The organism is Mesorhizobium sp. P3_A2 (genome assembly GCF_056403115.1).
Genome location: NZ_JBFUGC010000011.1, coordinates 186,313 through 207,179, shown reverse-complemented (window position 1 = coordinate 207,179; position 20,867 = coordinate 186,313). Strand labels below are relative to the sequence as shown.

15 protein-coding genes and 1 pseudogene are annotated in these 20,867 nt (G+C 61.1%); 9 read left to right on the top strand and 7 right to left on the bottom strand.

From position 1 onward, the window contains the following. The first annotated feature begins 92 nt into the window (after nt 1–92). Nucleotides 93–4,784, top strand: a complete 4,692-nt coding sequence (locus AC1DXM_RS24585) for an alpha/beta fold hydrolase (RefSeq protein WP_477237014.1) — start codon at nt 93–95, stop codon at nt 4,782–4,784. A 544-nt stretch (nt 4,785–5,328) separates the two neighbouring features. On the opposite strand, the gene AC1DXM_RS24580 is transcribed toward AC1DXM_RS24585, so the two are convergent. Next, complete coding sequence (locus tag AC1DXM_RS24580; protein ID WP_477237012.1) at nt 5,329–6,222, bottom strand: LysR family transcriptional regulator; 894 nt, start codon at nt 6,220–6,222, stop codon at nt 5,329–5,331. A gap of 151 nt (nt 6,223–6,373) precedes the next feature. Between AC1DXM_RS24580 and AC1DXM_RS24575 the strand changes: the two genes are divergently transcribed. From AC1DXM_RS24575 to AC1DXM_RS24550, 6 genes are read left to right on the top strand one after another with little or no spacing between them, the layout of a single operon-like run. Then, on the top strand, nt 6,374–7,564 hold the full coding sequence (locus AC1DXM_RS24575; RefSeq protein WP_477237010.1) for an MFS transporter: 1,191 nt from the start codon (nt 6,374–6,376) through the stop codon (nt 7,562–7,564). Further along, nucleotides 7,561–8,031, top strand: coding sequence for a cyclophilin-like fold protein (locus AC1DXM_RS24570; RefSeq protein ID WP_477237008.1), 471 nt, complete (start codon nt 7,561–7,563; stop codon nt 8,029–8,031). Before AC1DXM_RS24575 ends, AC1DXM_RS24570 begins: the two co-directional genes overlap by 4 nt. A 19-nt stretch (nt 8,032–8,050) precedes the next feature. Then, the gene (locus AC1DXM_RS24565; RefSeq protein WP_477237006.1) at nt 8,051–8,446 is read left to right on the top strand and encodes a (R)-mandelonitrile lyase; all 396 of its coding nucleotides are present in this window, start codon (nt 8,051–8,053) and stop codon (nt 8,444–8,446) included. Nucleotides 8,447–8,472: 26 nt separating this feature from the next. Then, complete coding sequence (locus tag AC1DXM_RS24560) at nt 8,473–9,489, top strand: zinc-dependent alcohol dehydrogenase family protein (RefSeq protein WP_477237004.1); 1,017 nt, start codon at nt 8,473–8,475, stop codon at nt 9,487–9,489. A 57-nt stretch (nt 9,490–9,546) separates the two neighbouring features. Next, nucleotides 9,547–9,981, top strand: a complete 435-nt coding sequence (locus AC1DXM_RS24555; protein ID WP_477237002.1) for a lipocalin-like domain-containing protein — start codon at nt 9,547–9,549, stop codon at nt 9,979–9,981. Between the two features lie 31 nt (nt 9,982–10,012). Next, nucleotides 10,013–11,203, top strand: coding sequence for an arabinose transporter (locus AC1DXM_RS24550; protein ID WP_477237000.1), 1,191 nt, complete (start codon nt 10,013–10,015; stop codon nt 11,201–11,203). 184 nt (nt 11,204–11,387) lie between these two features. Here the strand turns inward: AC1DXM_RS24550 and AC1DXM_RS24545 are convergent, their stop codons facing one another. From AC1DXM_RS24545 to AC1DXM_RS24535, 3 genes and pseudogenes are all read right to left on the bottom strand, one after another. Then, nucleotides 11,388–12,374, bottom strand: coding sequence for an aldo/keto reductase (locus AC1DXM_RS24545; RefSeq protein WP_477236998.1), 987 nt, complete (start codon nt 12,372–12,374; stop codon nt 11,388–11,390). Between the two features lie 305 nt (nt 12,375–12,679). Next, nucleotides 12,680–13,344 (bottom strand): annotated as a pseudogene (locus tag AC1DXM_RS24540) (tyrosine-type recombinase/integrase). 320 nt (nt 13,345–13,664) lie between these two features. Then, complete coding sequence (locus AC1DXM_RS24535; protein WP_477237054.1) at nt 13,665–14,801, bottom strand: alpha-hydroxy acid oxidase; 1,137 nt, start codon at nt 14,799–14,801, stop codon at nt 13,665–13,667. A 615-nt stretch (nt 14,802–15,416) separates the two neighbouring features. Between AC1DXM_RS24535 and AC1DXM_RS24530 the strand changes: the two genes are divergently transcribed. Further along, nucleotides 15,417–17,069: a bifunctional AfsR/SARP family transcriptional regulator/alpha/beta hydrolase gene (locus AC1DXM_RS24530; RefSeq protein WP_477236996.1), complete on the top strand. Its 1,653-nt coding sequence runs from the start codon at nt 15,417–15,419 to the stop codon at nt 17,067–17,069. 143 nt (nt 17,070–17,212) lie between these two features. Here the strand turns inward: AC1DXM_RS24530 and AC1DXM_RS24525 are convergent, their stop codons facing one another. Further along, nucleotides 17,213–17,803 carry a flavodoxin family protein gene (locus AC1DXM_RS24525; RefSeq protein WP_477236994.1) on the bottom strand — a complete coding sequence of 197 codons (591 nt, stop codon included), beginning with the start codon at nt 17,801–17,803 and terminating at the stop codon, nt 17,213–17,215. A 668-nt stretch (nt 17,804–18,471) separates the two neighbouring features. Here AC1DXM_RS24525 and AC1DXM_RS24520 point away from each other — a divergent pair. Further along, on the top strand, nt 18,472–18,666 hold the full coding sequence (locus AC1DXM_RS24520; RefSeq protein WP_477236992.1) for a DUF1294 domain-containing protein: 195 nt from the start codon (nt 18,472–18,474) through the stop codon (nt 18,664–18,666). Nucleotides 18,667–18,900: 234 nt separating this feature from the next. Here AC1DXM_RS24520 and AC1DXM_RS24515 read toward each other — a convergent pair whose 3' ends face one another. Both AC1DXM_RS24515 and AC1DXM_RS24510 read right to left on the bottom strand, forming a co-directional pair. Then, nucleotides 18,901–20,493, bottom strand: coding sequence for a response regulator (locus tag AC1DXM_RS24515; protein ID WP_477236990.1), 1,593 nt, complete (start codon nt 20,491–20,493; stop codon nt 18,901–18,903). Continuing rightward, nucleotides 20,462–20,857: an Hpt domain-containing protein gene (locus AC1DXM_RS24510; protein ID WP_477236988.1), complete on the bottom strand. Its 396-nt coding sequence runs from the start codon at nt 20,855–20,857 to the stop codon at nt 20,462–20,464. The genes AC1DXM_RS24515 and AC1DXM_RS24510 overlap by 32 nt, the downstream gene beginning before the upstream one ends. Between the last annotated feature and the right edge of the window lie 10 nt (nt 20,858–20,867).

The following is a 20,867-nucleotide window of genomic DNA, read 5'->3' as shown; positions in this document are numbered from 1 at the left end:
CAGTGTTTTGCGGACCCCAAGCGCTTCGTAGCTAATGTAAGGCCGACCGTAGGGTGCTAATGTGAAGCCGACCACACGTTAGGACAACCGGATTGAGCTCGGCCTTCGAAGTAAGGGTCCTCGGCGACTTCACGGTGCGCTATGATGGCGAGCCTGTGACGCTAACGCAATCGCGCAAAACGCGGGCGCTACTCGCCTATTTGGCCGTGCACCAAAAGCAGCAGCGCCGCGAACGGCTTTGCGAGATGTTTTGGGACGTCCCTGATGATCCTCGGGGGGCGCTGCGTTGGAGCCTCTCGAGGCTGCGCCGGATTCTAAACGCCGACGGCCAGACAAGGCTTGTGGCCGACCGCAACGCGGTTCAACTGAAGCCGGGATCGATCTGGCTCGACTACGACCTGATCAGGGGCCTGTCGGCCGATGCGGTTGGTTCGCTGCCTACCGAGCGTCTGGAAGCAATCGTCGCGGCTTTCTCAGGCCCGTTCTTGTCCGACCTCTACCTGCCGCGCTGCCAGGCGTTCGAAACTTGGCGCGTCTACTGCTCGAACGAGACCGAGATCCTGCGTCTAAAAGCGCTGCGCGCCCTGATCGATCGCCTTGGCGACGACCCTGAGCGGTCGCTTGCCCACCTGCACACGCTGCAGTCGCTTCTTCCAGGAGATGATCTCGCTGACGAGATCGCCCGCACTAACGAGCGGGCTCGTCTGACCGCCGCTGCTCGCCCGATCACAGCCGGCACGACGGTTGGACCTGGTAGTCGAGCTTCAGCCGAACTTCTGGAGCCGGTGCCTGCGCGCAGCCTCATCCTGCCGCCTTCGACGAAGGTTTCGTCAGACAAGCAGCAGATACGCTACGTCAACTCCCGCGATGGGACCCGGATCGCCTATGCCATCAGTGGGTCCGGGCCGCCAATCGTGCGCGCCTCCCACTGGATGTCCCATCTGGATTTCGATTGGGAGAGCCCAGTTTGGGGACATTGGATCGATGCCCTGTCCAGCGGCTTCACGCTCGTGCGCTATGACGGGCGCCTGAACGGCCTTTCCGACACAGTTTGCCAGGATGTTTCTTTCGATACCTTCGTCGACGATCTCGAATGCGTCGTAGAGGCTGTGGGCCTCGACCGTTTCGTCCTCCTAGGAATATCGCAAGGCTGTGCTTTCTCGGTCGAATACGCCATTCGCCATCCCGAGAAGGTCGCGGGCCTCTTGATTTGGGGGGGATATGTTCGTGGATGGCGAGCGCGCGGGAATGCAGCGGAGATAGTCAGGCGCGAAGCGATCGCCGAGTTGATGCGCAAGGGTTGGGGTCAGGACGACCCACTGTTCCGCCAAATGTTCACCAACCTGTTCGTACCGGGCGCCAATCGCGTGCAGATGGATTGGTTCAACGAGTTGCAGCGCCGGACACTCACGCCCGAAAATGCGTTGCGGTTGAGCTTTGCCTTTGCCGACGTTGACATATCGCGATCACTTGAACGGCTGCATGTGCCAGCGCTTGTCATGCATGCCAACGGCGACCGGGTCGCGCCCCTCTCAGAAGGCCTGGAGCTCGCCAGAACGATCCCCGGTGCCCGGTTCGTCGAACTGGACAGCGCCAATCATATCCTGCTTGCCGAGGAACCCGCGTTCCGCACCTTTGTCGTTGAGGCGTCGGCATTTGCAAACGAAGTGCTTCAGGCCCGATCGGTAGTTGCGGTCGACCCGAGGTCCCGGCGACAGGCAACGATCCTGTGCGCTGATTTCCGATACACGGAACAGGTGATGGAGAGCCTGCCCGCCGACCTCGCGCTGGAACGGATCGATCCTTTCCTCATGCAGGCCACCGCACTCGTGCGCAACAATGGTGGGACGGTTCTGACGATTTCCGAAAACGAGCTGGTCGCGTCGTTCGGCGCGCCCGAGCCGCTCGAAGGACATGCAGCGCTTGCCTGCCGGACCGCACTCGCGTTGCGCGAGCTCGCGCTGCGCCACGGCGATTGGATGACCGGCGTTCGTGCTGCCCTGGACACAGGCATCGTGATCGTCAGCCCGGCACGTGACCGGGCTTTGGAGGTGCGCGGCGGGCCGGTGTCCGTGGCCCATACGCTGAGCCAGGCGTTGGGGCGCGATCTCGTGGTGGCAACCGCCAGGACCCGGGCATCGGCTGGCGGCTTCGTCAGCATGGAAGCGCTGGCAGCGCCACTTCTGTCGGAATACCCGAAGAACCAGCGGCTCTTTGAAGTGAGCGAGATCAGGTGGGGTCGCTCGCGCTGGCAGCTGCGCGCCGAAACGCAGTTGTCGCCTTTCATCGGCCGCGAGATGCAGCTGCAGATTCTGAACAAGGCTTGGCATGAAGCGTCCAATGGCGAAGGCCAGACAGTTTTCGTAGTTGGCGATCCCGGTCACGGCAAGTCGCGTGTCACGCATGAATTCGTTGGCGCCATTCCTCACGATGACGCTGAGAATCTGGAGGTCGGCGCGCTCGAAACGGACCTGCGCAGCGGCTTCGTCGTAATTCGGAAGCTGCTGCAAACCCTGTTCGGCGTGGGCGACACCGAAGCGCCGCCGATCGCAATCGAAAAGGTACTGGCCGCGCAAAGCGCGCAGGGCTTCGATGAGCGGCTCCTCGATCCGATCATGGCAGTCATGGAGCTGCCCGTTCAGGATCCGAACTGGGCTATCATTTCTGGCCAGGAGCGATCCCGGCGCATGCAGGAAGCAGCGGTTGGGCTTCTGCTCTTCCTTGGCCGCAGGAAGCCCGTCGTTCTCCTGGTCGAGGACCTTCATTGGATAGACGCCGAGAGTGAGGGTATCCTGGTGCGGCTGGCGCAGGCACTGCCCACTGTCCGCTGCCTGCTTATCCTGACCTGTCGGCCCGAATACGATCGCGGTGCCTTCGCCGCTGCAGGACCTTCCGAAATCCGCCTGCCGGCCTTCAATACGGCCGAAGCAGCAGCATTTCTTGACTACCTGGTTGGCAGGGACCCTGAGCTCGAGCGGCTCCGCGGCGCGGTCTCGGATGCGTGCAAGGGCAATGCATTGTTCCTGGAAGAGACCGTCCACGCCCTCGCCGAGACCGGCAAGCTGGAAGGGGAGCCGGGCCGCTACCGGCCTTCTGGCGAGGTCGACGAGATCGTCGTTTCGGCGAGTATCCAGACGATCGTCGACGCTCGCTTCGAACGTCTCGACAAGGACGCGAAGCGGGTGGCCGAGGTCGCCTCGATCTTCGGCGGAGAGATTCCGGTGCCCTTGCTACGAAGGATGGCAGCGCTGTCGAGCCTGCGCTTCGATGCCGCCCTCCAGAATTTGAAGAAGGCCGATCTCCTGGTGGAGCTTCAGGTTTTTCCCGAGGCTTTCGTCCGCTTCAAGCACGTCCTCATCCGAACTTCTGTGTCAGGACGTATCGTATCGTCGGCGCTCATCGAGCTCCACAGGACTGCGCTTGCCGAACTGAAGGCCCATTACGCGGACCGGCTTGAGGAGTACAGCGAACGCCTGGCCAGACACGCGCAACAGGCTCACCTCTGGGACGAAGCCGTCGGCTATCTTCTGATCTCGGCTCGCAAGGCGATCAGGCGGTCGGCGCACGTCAGTGCACTTGAGCAGCTGGACCTTGGGGTCAGGCTGCTGAGGAGCAACGATGTCGCCGACGCCGATGAGCAAGAGATCGAGTTCCAGCTCGCGAGGGGCGTGGCCCTCATGGCGGCTCGTGGTTGGGGTGCGACCGAAGTGCTCGCCGCATTCGAGCGTGCCGAGGAACTTTGCGGCAAGATCGGCGACCAGGCGCGTCTGTTCACGGCGCTGCGCGGGAGAGCCCAATACTACATGCTTAGCGGTAAGCCGGCAGCGGCGCAGGAACTGGCCTGCCGATGGGCTGGCATGGTTAAGGACGACAGCGATCCCGGTCTCGCGATCGAAACCGAGCACATGTTCTGGACCAACAATTTCTTCCTTGGGGAGACGGCGGCGGCCCATGGCCATGCGGAACGCGCCATCGGCCTCTACGACCCCGACCGCGATCATTACCTGACCTACAAGTACTCCGGTCATGACCCGGGTGTCTGCTGCCGCTGCTTCGCAGGATTGTCGGCCTGGCTGGCGGGCGAGCCGGATAAGGCCCGGCTACGGTGCGAAGACGCAATCGGACTCGCCGGACGTTTCGAGCATCCACTGAGCATGGCACTTGCGTATTGGGGGACCAGCTACCTCCATATGTTCGCGGGTGAGCCTGCGGCCGCGCTTCGGGCGGCGGAAAGCGAGCTGCAGATAGCAGAGAAGTTCCAGTTGCCGCTCCTTATCGGCCAAGCCGCGTTCCAGGTTGGATGGGGGCAATTCCGGCTTGGGGAACGGGAGTCTGGCCTGCGCGGCATGGAGGAAGCTATATCTGCCATTCGCCGGACCGGCGCTGAAATGGGGCTGCCCTATCTGATAGGCCTTTACGCCGAAGCGCTGGGCGACAGCGGCAGGCTGGACAGCGCTCGCAAGTCGGTTGAAGCTGCCCTCGAGCTCGGCCGCTACAACGGAACCTATTTCCAGCTCGCCGAAGTACTTAGGATCGAAGCCTGTATCCGCGAAAAGAGCGGTGGCGGACCTGACGAGATCGAGAAGATGCTCCACGAGGCTGCGAACGTCGCTACCTTGCAGCGTTCCGCGATTGGCCAACTGCGTATCGCTGTGGAACTCGCTCGCTGTCTTCGAAGCCGTGGAGATGTCGAGAAAGCGCGTGAACTGATCGCGCCTCACGGCGAGCTGGTCGGCAAGCTCGACGATAGCCCGGATGCGCACGCGGCGCGTGAGTTGTTCTAGCGAGCGTGGCTACGTGACGCGTGCCCAGCAACCATGCCGCCCGCCACTGCGGCTGAATGAGCGTTCTCTAGCCCGAACTCTCCAAGGCCATGAACTGCACGTTTGGTGCACAGGTTTTTGAGGCTGACTATTTCGAGAGGTTAGCGGCCACGGAATCTTGCGAACTTGAGCGGATCGTTCGCTTGGCGAACGCACCTGATTTCCAACTTGTATGTCCGCAATTGGCGCAACCACGATTGTTGGGGTCGGCTAACGGAAGCGGCAGGGCCGATCTTAACGTCCGACATGAGGCGCTTTTCAGACTGACAACTTTTGGGCCGACTGCAGACTGTCTGGTTCGGAGAGCCTCATGGGGATAGCAGCCGTTCGCCGGGTCCGATTCCGCTGTTGTCGCCGAATCTGGAGCTGCAGCACGAGTTGTAGCGCAGGTAACGGAGCGGGTTTCCGCCCGCCCTAGTCTAGAATACGTCCGCGTCGTCCCCTCACCGAACCAGCGCAAGGCAAGCTGTCCGCAGCGTAGAAGTCAGAGTGGATTGGCTTGGGGTCAGATGCGATGTCGGAGCGCCTCGACGACTACCGCCATCGCAGGCGAGAGCTGCCGCCTACTCGGGTAGTAGAGGTGATAGCCCGCAAATGGCTTACTCCAGTCGTCAAGCACCAGCCTGAGGCGTCCGCTGGTGATGTGGTGGCTTACGAGATTTTCCGGGACATAGGCGATCCCGCAACCGCGTATCGCAGCCTCGATCATGGGTATGGACGAATTGAAGGTGAGTTGGCCTTCCACCCGCACGCGAAGGTCGCGCCCATCCCTGGCGAATTCCCAGGCATACAATCCGCCGAAAGTCGCCTGTCGCATGTTTATGCAGTCATGATCGACCAGATCCTGGGGTGCGGTTGGCACCGGATGGTGGGCAAAGTACTCTGGCGAAGCCACGGCCACGAGCCTCCAATCCGGACCGATCCGCACTGCGATCATATCCCTGTCGATGCTCTCGCCGAGCCGCACGCCTGCGTCAAAGCGCTCCTCCACAATGTTCTTCATGCCGTTGTCGCTGTAGAGCTCGACGCGCACGTCGGGATAGTCGCTAAGCACGGGCTGCAGCTTTGGCCAGACAGTCGTCTGGAGCGCATGGTCGGACAGAGTGATGCGGACCGTTCCGGAGGGTTTGTCGCGAAAGGCCACCAGGCTTGCAAGGTCGGCCTCGATTTCCTCGAAGCGGGGAACAAGAGATTGGAAAAGCCGCTCGCCGGCCTCGGTCGGGGCGACACTCCGCGTCGTGCGCGTCAGCAGACGGACTCCAAGACGAGCTTCCAGATCCTTGATTGTCGAGCTTAGGGTCGACTGCGAGGTACCGAGCTTGGCCGCCGCCTTGGTGAAGCTGCGCTCGCGAGCGACAGCCACAAACCAGAGCAGATCTTTCATGCCATCGCGCTGCATGGTCGCCTCCTAACGGACATTTATATCACAAGCAGATAAGTCCATGCGAATTACTCAGACTAATAGAATGGGTTCCTCAGCGATATATTCCGGGCATGACGACGAGGAAGGCGACTGATCAGCCCCAGCTGCGTTGCAGGGATGCCAACTAATGGAAACGACCTACGACACCAGATTCATCGAAGACCGCGCCGCATGGGGTGCGGTGCTTTCGATGGCGCTTTGCGTCTTCGTGCTTATCGCGTCGGAATTCATGCCGGTGAGCCTGCTCTCCCCGATCGCGGCCGATCTCGACATCACCGCAGGCCGCACCGGACAGGCGATCTCGATTTCGGGTGCTTTCGCCGTCGTGACCAGCCTGCTGGTTGCCGGCCTCACGCGCCGGATTGACCGCCGGCTGGTCGTGACCGGCTTTACCCTTCTCCTCATCGTCTCCGGGCTCGCTGTCACTTTTGCGCCGAATTACGCGTCCCTCATGGTTGGCCGCGCGCTGCTCGGAATCGCCATCGGCGGCTTCTGGTCGATGTCGACCGCGATCGTCATGCGCCTGATGCCGCAGGACATCGTTCCAAAGGGCCTCGCCATGCTGAACGCTGGCAATGCCCTTGCCGCCACGATTGCCGCACCGCTGGGCAGCTTTCTTGGCGCCTATGTGGGCTGGCGCGGCGCTTTCTTTCTCGTCGTGCCGCTCGGTCTGCTGGCGCTGGTCTGGCAGTGGATCAGCCTTCCTGCGCTGCCCCCGCGCCAGAGGAAACGTCCAGGCAATCCGCTGGCGCTGCTGGGCCGTCTTCCAGTCGCCATCGGCATGGCGTCGATCATGATGCTGTTCATGGGCCAGTTCGCGCTTTTCACCTATCTGCGCCCCTTCCTCGAGAGCGCCACCCGGCTTGATATCGCCGCGCTTTCGGCGATCCTGCTGGCGATGGGGCTGGCGGGGGTCCTCGGTACCTTGTGCGTCGGCCGGCTTTTGCGGACGCGCCTGTTCGGCATTCTCATAGTCATCCCCCTGGTCATGGCCGCGCTAGCAGTTGCGCTCGTTGCCTTCGGTGCCTCGCCAGTTCCCACAGCGCTGCTGCTCGTTGCCTGGGGTTTCTTCGGCACGGCCGCGCCCGTTGGCTGGGGTACGTGGCTCAGCCGCACGTTGCCGGACGACGCGGAGGCCGGCGGCGGGCTGCAGGTCGCCGTCATCCAGCTCGCCATCACCGGGGGCGCCGCCCTCGGCGGCACGCTCTTCGATACGGTCGGCTGGTGGGGAGCGTTCACTTTTGCCTCGATGTTGCTCTGCGGATCGGCGCTCGCCGCCTTCGCCGCAGCGCATATGGCCCGGAGATCCTCGCAATGATCATCGAGCATGCGACGCTCAGCCGCCGGACATTGCTCGGCGCCGCGCTCGCGGTGGCGGCCTTGCCGCGCGCAGCCGCCAGCCAAGAGGGCAAGGCCCCAGCCAGCCAGGAGCCCACCGACATGAAGATAAGGATGACTTTTAACGGCCGCACCATGACCGCGACGCTCTACGACAATCCGTCGGCGCGCGACTTCTTCTCCATGCTGCCGCTGGACCTCAAGATCGAGGACTACGCGCATAACGAGAAGATCGCCTATCTGCCGCGCAAGCTAACGGAGGATGGAAGCGGTCCGTTCGCCAACGAGCAGCCCTATGACCTCTGCTATTTCATGCCCTGGGGCAACTTGGCTATGTTCTACGCCGACTATCGCCATCCCGGGCTGATCAGGCTCGGCCGATTCGACGAGGGCGAAAAGGCCCTGCACATTCGCGGCGAGTTCTCGCTCCGCATCGAACGCGTTTGATGACACAAAGGAGATCACCATGGACATTGTTCGCGCTGGAACGAGGCCTTCCGGCAAGGGGCCGGCTGACTGGTTCACCGGCACGGTGCGGATCGACCCGCTCTTCAACCCCTTCGACCCAGAGCGGGTCCAGGGCGCGCAGGTAACTTTCGAGCCGGGCGCCCGCACCGCCTGGCACACGCATCCGCTTGGGCAGACGCTGATCGTCACGTCCGGCCTCGCCCGCGTCCAGCGCGAGGGCGGCCCGATCGAGGAGGTCCGGCCCGGCGACGTCGTCTGGTTCGCGCCCGGCGAAAAGCACTGGCACGGCGCGTCGCCGCAGACCGCCATGACCCATATTGCTCTCCAGGAGGTCAAGTACGGTAAGGTGGTGGACTGGCTGGAACATGTCAGCGACGCCGACTACGGCGCCTGACGTCGATTGATCGAAAGGAAAGCAAAGTGCTCGCAACCCTTCTTTACAAGCCTGGCGACATCCGCTGCGAGGAAGTCGCCGATCCGAAAATCCTGCGCCCGACGGACGCCATCATCAAGCTCTCGGCAAGCTGCATCTGTGGATCGGACCTGTGGCCCTATAGAGGGCTCCAAAACGTAGACGGTCCCATGCATATGGGCCATGAATATTGCGGCATCGTCGTCGAGGTCGGTGCAGAGGTGCGCACGGTGCGTCCCGGCCAGTTCGTCGTCGGCTCGTTCTGCCTCTCCGACAACACCTGCCCGCATTGCCGCTTCGGTTTCCAGTCGTCCTGTGTGCAGCGCGAGTTCATGTCGGGCGCGCAGGCGCCTTACGCCCGCGTGCCGTTGGCGGATGGCACACTGGTCGACACTGCCGAGGTGCCGTCGGCCGAACTGATTCCTGACCTGCTGGCTGTGTCCGACGTGCTCGGCACCGGCTGGTATGCGGCCGACGCGGCCGAGGTCCACGAAGGGTCGACGGTGGTGGTCGTCGGCGACGGCGCGGTCGGCCTGATGGGAGTGCTGGCGGCCAGGGAGCTGGGCGCGGAGCGCATCATCGCCATGAGCCGCCACAAGAGCCGTCAGGACCTTGCCCGCGAATTCGGCGCGACCGACATCGTGGCCGAGCGCGGCGAGGAAGGCATTGCGCGCATCAAGGAGCTGACCAAGGGCGTCGGCGCGGACTCCGTGCTGGAATGCGTCGGCACGGGAGAATCCTTCGACCAGGCGCTGGCCTGCGCGCGGCCCGGCGGCACGATCGGCTATGTCGGCGTACCGCATGGCGTGAGCTTCGACGGCCAAAGACTGTTCTTCGGCCAGAAGCGGATGCTGGGCGGCCCGGCGCCGGTGCGCCGCTTCCTGCCAGACCTGATGGACCGCGTGCTCAAGCGCAGCATCAAGCCCGGCAAAGTCTTCGACCTCAAGCTGCCGTTGGCCGAGGTCGCCGAAGGCTACCGCGCGATGGACGAGCGCCGCGCGATCAAGGTCATGCTCTCCGTGTGAGCGAGGATTGGGAGCGACAGCCCGTTCGCGCTCACATCAGATAAGGAACAAAGACATATGACGATGAGATTGAAGATCGCCGCGTTTGCGCTTGCGCTTTCGGCCGCCACGCCGGCCCTTTGCGGGGAGTCCCCGATCGTCGGCGCGTGGCGCATGACGTCGCTAGAAGTCGGCGCGGGTGGAAACCTCAAGCCCGTACCGTATTCCGGTCAGGTTATTTTCACCGAGGCCGGCACTCTCTCGGTACAGGCGCAGAATCCCGAGGCCAAGGCGCCCGACACGCCTTACACAAGGAATGGCTACGAAGCCTATTACGGACCCGTCGCCATCAACGACCGGGACAAGACCTTCGTCATCACTGTCGAGTCTTCCCTGGTCCGCAATCTTGTCGGGCAAAGCATGAAGCGCAAATTCGAAGTCTCGGATAATAAGCTGGTCCTCACGCCGGACAATCCGGCCGAGGGCTGGCGCGTGACCTACGAGCGCGAGTGATCTGAACAGCCCGGCTCTTAAGGTGTTACCGATGGCCACGATGGCGCGGACCTCAGGCCGAAATGACGCGATGGCGGAACTGTTGCCGATCATGGCGGCTGTCTTCGCCGGCTTCCTGCTGATCGGCCTGGCGCTGCCCGTCCTGCCGCTGCATCTTCACCAGCGGCTCGGTTTCGGTCCCTTCGCCGTCGGGCTGGTGACGGGTAGCCAGTTCGTCGCCTCGATGCTGTCGCGCATTAGAGCCGGAAATTATGCCGATGGCCGCGGCGGCAGGCGGGCCGTCATTATCGGACTCATTGCCGCTGCGCTGGCGGGGTTCATTTATCTCGGCTCGCTGGCATTGCTTGACCGGCCGCTAGTGTCCGCGTCTTGGCTCTTCGCCGGCCGGGCGGTGCTGGGCGCGGCCGAGAGCTTTATCATCACCGGGGGCGTCGCCTGGGGCCTGGCCCTTGCGGGCGGACAGAACTCCGGAAAGGTCATCGCCTGGGTGGGTACGGCGATGTTCGCGGCGCTCGCGCTCGGCGCACCGATCGGATCTGCGCTTTACGCGGCCGGAGGCTTCGCGGCGATCGCTCTCGCGACGCTCGTCCTACCGCTTCCGACGCTGCTTGCCATCCTGCCGATGCGTGGTGCCAGCCCCGCCGCGAGCACTACGCGGCAATCATGGAAGAGCGTGGCGCGAGCGGTCTGGCTTCCCGGCATCGGAGCCGCTTTCAGCAGCCTCGGCTATGGCGCAATCCTGTCCTTCGGCGCGCTGCTCTTTGTCGAGCGCGGTTGGCAGCCAGTCTGGCTTCCCTTCACCGCTTATGCCGCTTCGCTGATCGCGGCAAGGCTATGCTTCGGCCACCTGCCTGACAGGTTAGGGGGCGCGCGCGTCGCCGTGATCTTCGTGGCGGTCGAGGCCGCAGGGCTGATGTTGATCTGGCTTGCGCCCGGGCCTGTACTCGCCGCCATCGGAGCGGGGCTGACCGGCCTCGGCTATTCGCTGGTCTATCCCGGTCTCGGTGCCGAGGCCGTAAGCAGTCTTCCGCCACGCAGCCGCGGCCTGGCCATGGGATTCTACACCGTCTTCCTCGACTTGGCGCTTGGCTTCGGCAGTCCGGCGCTCGGAATGGTCGCCGCGCCGGCCGGCTTGCAATTCGTCTTCTTCGCGGTCGCGGTGGCAACACTTCCGGCGTTTGGCATCGCTCTGCTGCTGGGACGCCATGACGCTCCGCTTTAATGCCGGATGGCTGCACTCGGGATCTCTGACCTGCGCTCCAACCCATTTGATCCTGGCCCGAGCGATTTGGAATTCCGACACAGATGATCATAGACTTCGCAATTGCGAGGGGCCATCTGCAATCGGGCCGTCTCTAAATCTTCCAGCACGGTTGCTGTGTAGGTACAGCAGTCACTTCCACAACCTACCAGGCATAGGCCCCCGGCGCTTCACCGCCGGGGCCTGGCCAAATCTTGTCCAGCCTCATCAGTGTTTCATTCGAAAGCTTCAGCAAGGGTGCCTTCAAGTTCTCGCGGAGCTGCACCACCGTCCGGGGACCGCTGATCACCGCGCTGACAATCGGATTGTGGAGCAACCACGCGAGGGCCACGAGGGCCGGCGCTTCGCCCAGTTCATCGCAGAGCGCTTCATAGGCTTCCAATTGCGGGCGCAGTTCGGCGACCCGCGGTTGAAGCGGCGTCGACGAGCCGTGCCCCTGGGCTGCCCCGCGGAGCACGCCGCCGAGCAACCCAGCGCCGATCGGTCCATAGGGGATGAGGCCCACCCCGTAGTGACGCAGCGCCGGGATCACCTCTAGCTCAATGGTACGCTGCGCGAGGTTGTAGAGGCTCTGCTCGGAAGCCAGTCCCAGCAGATTGCGCGACGCGGCCGTGCACTGGGCAGTGGCGATGTCCCAGCCCGCGAAGTTGCTGCTGCCCACGTAGGTGATCTTGCCCTCGCGGATCAGTTGCTCCATCGCCTGCCAGATTTCCTCCCACGGTGTGACCCGGTCGACGTGATGCATCTGGTAGAGATCGATGTGATCGGTTTTCAGCCGCCGCAAGCTGGCTTCGCAGGCCCGTCGGATGTGATAGGCAGACAAGCGTCGATCGTTGGGACCAGAATCCATCGGCTGGTAGACCTTCGTCGCCAATACAATCCGGTTGCGCCGGCCGCCCTGCGCGAGCCAGCGGCCGATGATCTCCTCGGAGGTGCCGTAGCCCTTCTCCATTTCGGGCGATTGCGGGCCTCCATAAACATCCGCCGTGTCGAAGAGATCGATGCCGGCGTCGAGAGCTTCGTCCATGATCGTGACACTGTCCGCCTCATCGATCTGCCAGCCGAATTCCATCGTGCCGAGGGCTATTCGGCTGACCTTGATGCCGGTCCGGCCTAGAGGAGTGTAATTCATGGCAAACACCTTAGATTTGTTTCAGGATAGCTACTTCTGCCCCCGTGACTTCCGATGCATCCATGCCATGCGCAACCTAGCGGAATACTCCGGCTACAAACCGCCCATCTTGTAACGCTACTCGCACGTACAGCGAAGCTCCGCTTTCCGCCCTAGGTGCCTAATTCTAGCGCGATGCAGCTAGGTCGCCCTCCGGGCTCACGTGAGTTCTTGGCGCAAAGCCGGCTACGGCCTCTGCCGGGGCGATGTCCGCTTTTTGTGAACGGACTGGACCGTATGAACGACTGCCATGAGGCGCAAATTGTTCACGGCTCCACTCGTGAAGCGGAGCCGCTCTTGATCACCTCAGTTGCCTCGGCAAGTTCGAGAGCATCTTCTACATCGACTCCCAGATAGCGAACAGTGCTCTCGATTTTGGTATGACCGAGCAAAATCTGGATAGCTCGCAGATTTCCCGTCGCTTTGTAGATAATCGACGCCTTGGTGCGACGCAGGGAATGAGTGCCGTATTCCTGGGGTCGAAGCCCGATCGCCTCGACCCATTCGTCGACGAGGCGGGCATACTGCCTTGTGCTCATGTGAGCCCTTGGATCGATCCTGCTCGGAAATGCGTAATCATCCATTGTCCCGCCGCGTCGTGCCAGCCATGCGACAAGGCTGGAGCGTGCGTCGCTCATCAACTCGAACTGAACAGGTCGGCCGGTCTTCTGTTGGATGACCATCGCGCGAGTTCGGATTTCCGGCCCTACGACAAGGTTGCCGATTTTGACTTGACGAGATCGCAGCCGCGCAACTTGCTGTCGATCGCCAGATCGAAGAGCGCTCTGTCTCGCAGACGCCGTTCCCGATCGAGAAAGAAGCGTATCGCCCATATCTGTCGAGGTTTCAGAGGGCGTTTCGTTCCGACCTTCTTGTCAGCATTCCATGCCCGGCGATCGGAGGCAGTGAGGTCGTAGCACGAGTGTCCCATTTCGTTTCTCCTTCGGCCATGATTGGCCACCGGAGAAACGCCGGTAGACGGTTGGGGGGCCGAGAACGGACTGGCAGCTTCAGGCTGCGAATCTTCGTGAGCGGACATAATGGGCGGCGTGGGGCATCGTAAGGATCTGACCCTCTGCTGTCCTTCAAACCAGCGTCTCGGAACGTCCCGATTGGGCAAATAGCGGGTCTTGCGCTCACAGTAATTGCATATTCCGAATGGTTCTTGGTGCCGCGAAGAGCCCATGGCAGCTAGAGAATTTTCGGTTGTGCGCCCAACCGGAGTGGACAAGCTCTGACTCCGAGACTGCCTCAACTCACCAAGGCTCGCCGATCGATTTCTTCGACGGTCCTGACCCCAGTGAGCGCCATTGTGACATCCAGTTCCTTCCGGATAATCTCGATCGCCCTGGCGACGCCTGCCTGGCCGCCTGCGCCCAAGCCGTAGATGTAGGCGCGACCAATCATGCAGCTCTTGGCGCCGAGCGCGAGCGCGCGCATCAGGTCTTGTCCGGAACGAATGCCGCCGTCGAAGAGGATCTCAATATCTGAGCCGACTGCGTCCGCGATTTTGGGGAGTATCGAGATCGACGACGCACCGCCGTCCAGTTGCCTGCCGCCGTGATTGGACACGACGATGCCTTCGACACCGGCTTTGCTCGCGATCTTGGCGTCTTCCACATCGAGAATGCCCTTGATGATCAGTTTTCCTGGCCAGATGCTCCGAATCCACTCGACATCTTTCCAGTTCAGGGTGGGATCGAATTGATGCGCGATCCATTCCGCCAGCGCTGTGACCCCTTCCTCACCCTTTACGTGGCCGGCGAGATTACCGAATGTCCAGCGCTTTCCAGTGAGCACGCGATAGACCCAAGCCGGCTTGGTTGCCATATCGATGAGGTTTCTGATTGTAAGTGACGGCGGAACTGAAAGGCCGTTCTTGATGTCAGCGTGGCGTTGCCCGAGTATCTGCAGATCAACGGTGAGCACCAGAGCGCTACACTTGGCGGCGACAGCGCGCTCGATGAGGGAGCGTGCGAAGCCCCGGTCCTTCATGACATAGAGCTGGAACCAGAACGGCTTTTCGACGGCACCGGCAACGTCTTCGATCGAGCAGATCGACATCGTGCCTAGCGTGTACGGAATCCCCGCGGCCTGGGCGGCACGACAGGCGTGTATCTCGCCATTGCCGTATTGAAGTCCGCCGATGCCGATCGGTGCCAGAGCTATGGGGAGCGAGGCTTTCTCGTTGAGGATTTTCGTGCTCGTGTCGCGTTCCGAAACGTCAATTAGCACCCGCTGACGAAGCCTTACGCGTTCCATGTCAGCGCGGTTGGCGCGCAGCGTCTCTTCCGAATATGCGCCTGCCTCGGCGTAGCCGAAGAAGGCGCGAGGAACTTTGCGGTGAGCGGCCCGCCGAAGGTCTTCGATGCAGGTCATTTTCTGCATCGATGAACCTAACGGCGATGACGTGGCCTCCTTGCGAACGTGTGCGTTTTTGGGCTTGCAAGACTGATCCTTCATCGGCTTTCCACCGAAAGCGCGTTCGCAAGCAGTTCTGAGGATTTCTTCGTCGCCGTCACGCATGAAGATCATCGCCCCAGATACCCCATATCGTCCTCTCGATAACCGTTGCTCGGCCGCTCCGATGGGAGGACACGGGTACCGGAAGAAGCTCGCCCGACACGCGCTACCAGCGCGCACAGGCCAATCGCGGAAGTCCACAGATCGAACCGGCGGATCGTCGATGCCCTACAGGCCCGCTGTTTCTCAAGATAACCCGTAAGCGCAATATCGTGGCGAAGGGGCACAACCTCGTCGCGCGGCTGCGGATTTTGCAAGGGATCATCATGCCAGATGGGCCATTCAGTCGAGCTCGGGCGCACCACGTACTCCTCCACAGGTAAGACTGTCTCGTCTCGACAATGTCCTCCAGCACCGTGAGAAACGCGTTGGAACCGGCGTGAAGGATTCGTGAAAAGCACTTCGCTGGCGAGATCACAGTTGAATTAGTGGCAAGTACAGGAAAGGATTACCGGGAAATTGTGGCTGTGGCGGATCCGGATGGCGCGCCCTCATCTCAGTCTGTTAGGTGGTTTTGACTTTGCCGGTGATGCAGCGGCGGCCCCGGCCTTCAGTCGCAAGGCGCGCGCCATGATGGCTTATCTCGCCCTGCAATCCGGGAAATCCCAGTCGCGCGAGAAATTAGCCGCCCTGCTGTGGGGCGGTAACACCGAGTCCCAAGCCAGGATGAACCTGCGGCAGACCCTATCCGTGATCAGAAAGGCGATGCGCTCCACCGACGGTGGTAAATTCCTGACCGACGGCGGCAGCATCACCCTTAACCTTGATGATCTTGATTTCGATGTCGCGCGGTTTGAGGAGCTAGCAGCCGGCCCAACACCCGAGCAACTCGAGCAGGCGCTCGTTGTCTATCGTGGCGACCTCCTCGAGGGCTTCGACCTGAAGGAGGAGCCGTTCGAAGACTGGCTCAGGATGGAGCGCGAGCGATTGAGAACGGTGGCAAGCACCGTTCTGGAGAAGCTCGTCGCGCACTACTCCGCAACGAATAGTCTTGCGTCTTGCGTGCGGGCGGCCACGCGCCTGCTGGCCTTGGAACCGCTGAGGGAGGATATCCACCGAGCCTTGATGCAAATCTATACCCGCCAAGGCCGACCCAACATGGCACTGAAGCAATATGCGCAATGCCGTGAGGTACTGCGCAAGCACCTTCAGCTGGAACCGGAGAAGGAGACGCGTGAGCTGTACGACAAGCTCCGTGCTAGCCGTTCCGTGCCATCCAAACAGAATCCAACACCGAGCGTAAGGGCCGAGGGGTCTGTCCCAGTCGATAGCCCAGTGCCGGTCTCGCTGCGCCCGGAAACGCACTACGTAAGGTCGGGCGGGGTTAGCGTTGCCTATCAGGTAACCGGTGGGGGACCGTTCGACCTCGTCTACGTACAGGGCTGGGTTTCCAACCTCGACTATGCCTGGGAATCTCCGCGGCTAACGCACGTGCTGCGGCGACTTGGGTCATTTTGTCGGCTGGTCCGCATCGACAAGCGGGGCACTGGGCTTTCCGACCGCAATGTGGGCTTTCCAACGCTGCAAGAGCGGGCGGACGATGTGCGGGCGGTACTCGATGCAATCGGATCGCGACGGACGGTCTTGTTCGGCAGTTCCGAAGGCGGCGTCCTGTGCATGCTCTTTGCGGCGACCTATCCCGAGCGAACCGAGGCTCTCATTCTTCACGGTGCCTACGCTCAAGGACTGTGGTCGCCGGACTATCCTTGGGCAAAGACAAGAGAGGAAATGGAAGAAGAATTGGTCGCAATCGAGCGCAATTGGGGGGAGCCTTGGGACTTGGGAAGAGGAGCGCCGAGCTTGGTGAACGATACTCACGAGCAACAATGGTTCGCAGCTTATCTGAGGAATTCGGCGTCTCCTTCCGATGCGATCGCACTGTGGCGCTGGGGCGCAGAAGTCGATGTCCGTAATATCCTCCACGCGATCCATGTGCCCACTCTGATCCTCCAGAGGAAGGGTGATCGATGGGTCAAGGTTGAAGAAGCGCTTTACCTGTCCGAGCGCATCGCTGGTGCCACGCTTGTTGAGCTCCCGGGCGATGACCACCTGATATGGGGCGCCGATTCGGATCGTCTAGTCGACGCGATCCAACACTATCTCACCCTCACGTTTCCGACGAAGGCCGGATAGAGCTGCAAGGTTGGCTTGTCTTCTTCCTGCTCATTGCAATGGATCGTCTCGATCAGTTTCGGGAGGATCATCGAAACCACTCGATGACCTGAGCGAAGAACTACGCTTGAGGCCGTCGTTCCGAAGCAAGAGATGTGCCGGTATCACCTGCTCCCGACCCACTGCCGGATCTCGTCAGCCAATTGCTCGAGAACGCCTGTCGTCCCGGCGGGGAGCGGGTCCGGAAACCGTTGCTCGGGATACGCGAGCGTTCCCCCCAGATGGACCGGCTGGACGCAGGGCATCTCGTGCTGTTCGAAAAACTTGATCACGTTGTCCGCGCATAGGCCCACACTCGGATCGTCCGCGGGATCGGTGGCGCCGTTGACGACGACCGCTCCGAGTTTTCCTTTGAGCTGTTGTCCGTCTCGCCACAGGGGATCCGATCTGTCGAGCAAGACGACGCCCAGGGCCGGCGGCATTCCGAAGCAGGTGGGAGTAGCCATCAGAATCACGTCCGACTCTTTTATGAGTGACAGAACACGATCGATCCCGTCGCCGTGGTATCCGAACGTTTGATAACACTGCTCGCACCCGAGACAGTCGATACGCTCATCGGCCAGACGCACCTGTTCCACGACCTTCACCCGCCGATCTCTCTCGAGCGAGCGAAGAACCACGCCGAGCATCCGCCCTGAGTTACTGGACGTGCGTGGGCTGCAGTCTATTCCAATAATGGTCGTCGCTTTGTCCATGTGAGGATCCCTAGTAAGGCGTGACAGCTCGATACCGGATGGGATGGGGCGAAGTTTTGAGTATCCCCACCGATGGCTTCAAAGTCGATGATACTCGTTCTTTTTCCGGATCACTCCGACACGTGACCCCAAAGCCACCTCCGAATCCCCCCAGCCATGGCCCTTTAGCGGTTCCAAGCTCTGGTTGTTGCCTTGAAAACGTGAACCGAGAGCGGCTCTGACAATCTTGATGAGTGACGCGCAGCGACCGCAAGGCCGGTCCTGTCGCCGGCCACGTCCGCTTTCAGGCGGTGGCAAAGCTGATCTCTACGGCCGACATGAGGCGCGAAGCCACCGCTCCTTCCGGGCAAAACTGGAACGGGATTTAATCAAAAGGCCACCTTGCCGGCGGACGACCCATGTTGAGAGTGTGGAAAATTAAACCGCGCGCGATGATCGACGTGCGGAAAGGCCGTTTATGGCCGAGAACGCGGTCGGCTTTTGGGCCCCGATCGGCGAAAGCCGACCTTCGGTCACCATCGAATGAGGCTTCAAACAACCCCTTTGGAATGGACCTGCTGTTATTCGCGTTGGCTTAACGGGCTTCGGTTATACTGGCCCGAAGATCGAGCAGCGCATGCAAGGGGCAGTTCGCAACCGGGGTCGTCGGCTACGTTGTAGCGGTAAACTTGTTGGCATACGCCGCCATGGTGTTCGACAAGGCTAGGGCCGAGAACAGGTCGCAACGCATTCCCGAGTCGACGCTTCTGTACCTGGCTTTCATCGGGGGCAGCATCGGGACTATGATCGCTCAGCAAACGATCCGGCACAAGACGCGCAAGGAGCCGTTCCGGTCCAGGCTCATTGGCATCGTCCTGCTCTAAGTCTTCTCGATAATCGCGCTTATAGTGGGATTGGTCGTTACGGGATCGCCCGAAACGTTATCGCAATTCCTTACATTCTGAAGTGAATTCGGGGCCGAAAAACGAAGGTCTGAATTCGAGATGACCGGCCCAGAAGGCTGCCCGCACACCCAATCTGCTTATTGGTCTGCAGCAACTGTCATGAGCCACTTGCCAGCTTGATTGCGGGCGCACCACTGATCGATGTCCGATCATTCATTGCGTCGGTGACGGCAGCGGATCAAGCCGCGGCACAAATTCCTCCAGCGAGTCATCAAGCAGCGGGGGTTCTTCCTCAGCCTCCTGCTTGGGCTCGACCATCAGGAGACCGACGACGACCAGTGCCAGAGAGGCCCAGGTGACGACTGGTATCGCCTCTCCAAGCAACAGCATACTCCAGCCTATGCCGGCCGCTGTTCCCGCATAGGCGTTCTGGCTGGCGAAGACGGCACCGGTGCTGGAGATCAACTGAATGAAAAGCAGCATCGCCAAATTGCCAGCGGCAGCCATCAGCAAGACGATGACGCCAAGCCGACCGGCCAACAGATCAAATGGCACGAAGTCCCGATAAAAAGCCGCAAGTGGGATCAGCATGAAAACCGAGACAACGAGGGTCATGCCGAACAGGGCGACGTTATCGATGTTGGCGGGCTTGGACTCTGAGAGATAGATATCCTCGGTCGCGTAAGTGACGGGGATTACCAAGGCAATGGCAAGCCACAGCCAACTGGTGGCCATTTCCCCGGGCTCTCCGTACAGGAGGATGATGAAGATGCCGACGAGACCCAATCCAAGCCCTAAAAAGCGCTTCAAATTCGGAGCTTCGGTCCGCATCAGAGCGGCGAACAAGAAGACAGCAAATCCCTCGAGCACGATGACAATGGAGACGATAGAAGCTGGAAGCTTGCTTGCCACCCAATACACCAGAATCTGGTTGATCACCGAGCTAATGAACGCAAAACGAAGGATGAATTTCCTATCCGCCGACGTTAGGTCCTTGAGGCTCGGCATTGTCTGTCGCTTCACACTAATCCCAATGCAGAACACGGCTCCGATGATATCAATGAGGATTGCCAATCCCACCGGATGAGCCTCAACAAGCGAAGCCATCTTGGAAAGTGGCACGACGACGCCCCATAATCCACCACATGCCAGCAGCAGAAGAGCGCCACGAAACGTGCGAATATTCTGCCGCATCTTTCGTTCTCGCTCGTAGACCTTCTGGGCCATTGTCGCGAAGACGGTGGCAAGCTTGCCGAGACCATCTGTACGGCTTGCTACGTCGCGGATGCCAAGCTTCGAAGGATTGAACCGCCCGGTCTCCAAGGTGGCGGCCGCCCTGGTCAGCTTGGCCACCTGCCGCAGATATTCCGTCTCAACGTCGCGGAGTCTTTTTTTCTCGATGCAGGTTTCAACACGAGCCTTGAGTAGAGCGAGTTCAAAATCCTTTGGCAGAAAGTCTTCCGCGCCAAGCTCGATAGCGCTAATTACGCTGCTCATTTCTTCATCAAGGGCCGAGATGACGATCACCGGCAGATCGCGAGTGGCCCGCGATGACTTGAGCGCCTTGAGCACTTCGAAGCCATCCATTTCGGGCATGACGATATCGAGGAGTACGAGGTCGAATGGATTCTGGGCAACCTGTTCAAGCGCCAGCTTGCCGCTTGCGACAGCGGTTGTTTCATGGCCGAGCGATTGGATGGCTTTGCTGAGCTTCAGGCGCACAGTGCCTGAGTCATCGACTATAAGGACGCGCGCACCTACTGGTGCGCGAGCCTCAGGTGGCTGAGTCTCCGCTACTATGCTCATTCAGTTGTCCCCCTCGTTTCAAATCAGCAAGACGCGAACTTAGATCTCGGTTCGCCGTGTCACACTCGCCCGCGATGAGTTCCACTTCCGTCGAGGCCCCGCTGGGCAGACCGTCGCGGCAGGATGTTTCCATTGCCGCGCAAAGCGCGGAAAGTTGGTTGGCGCCGAAGTCCCGCGCGCTTGATTTCAGCGTATGGGCTGCCCGGCCAAGGCCTGAACGGTCGCCAGACTCCGCAGCCCGGCGCATCTGCTCGACGAGCAACGGGGATTCATCCAGAAAACTCTCAATGAGCTCCGCCAGAGATTCTTGATCCCCGCCTATGAGGTCAAGGAGCTTGTCGAGAGCTTCCTGTGCCACAGCCATGACCAAACCT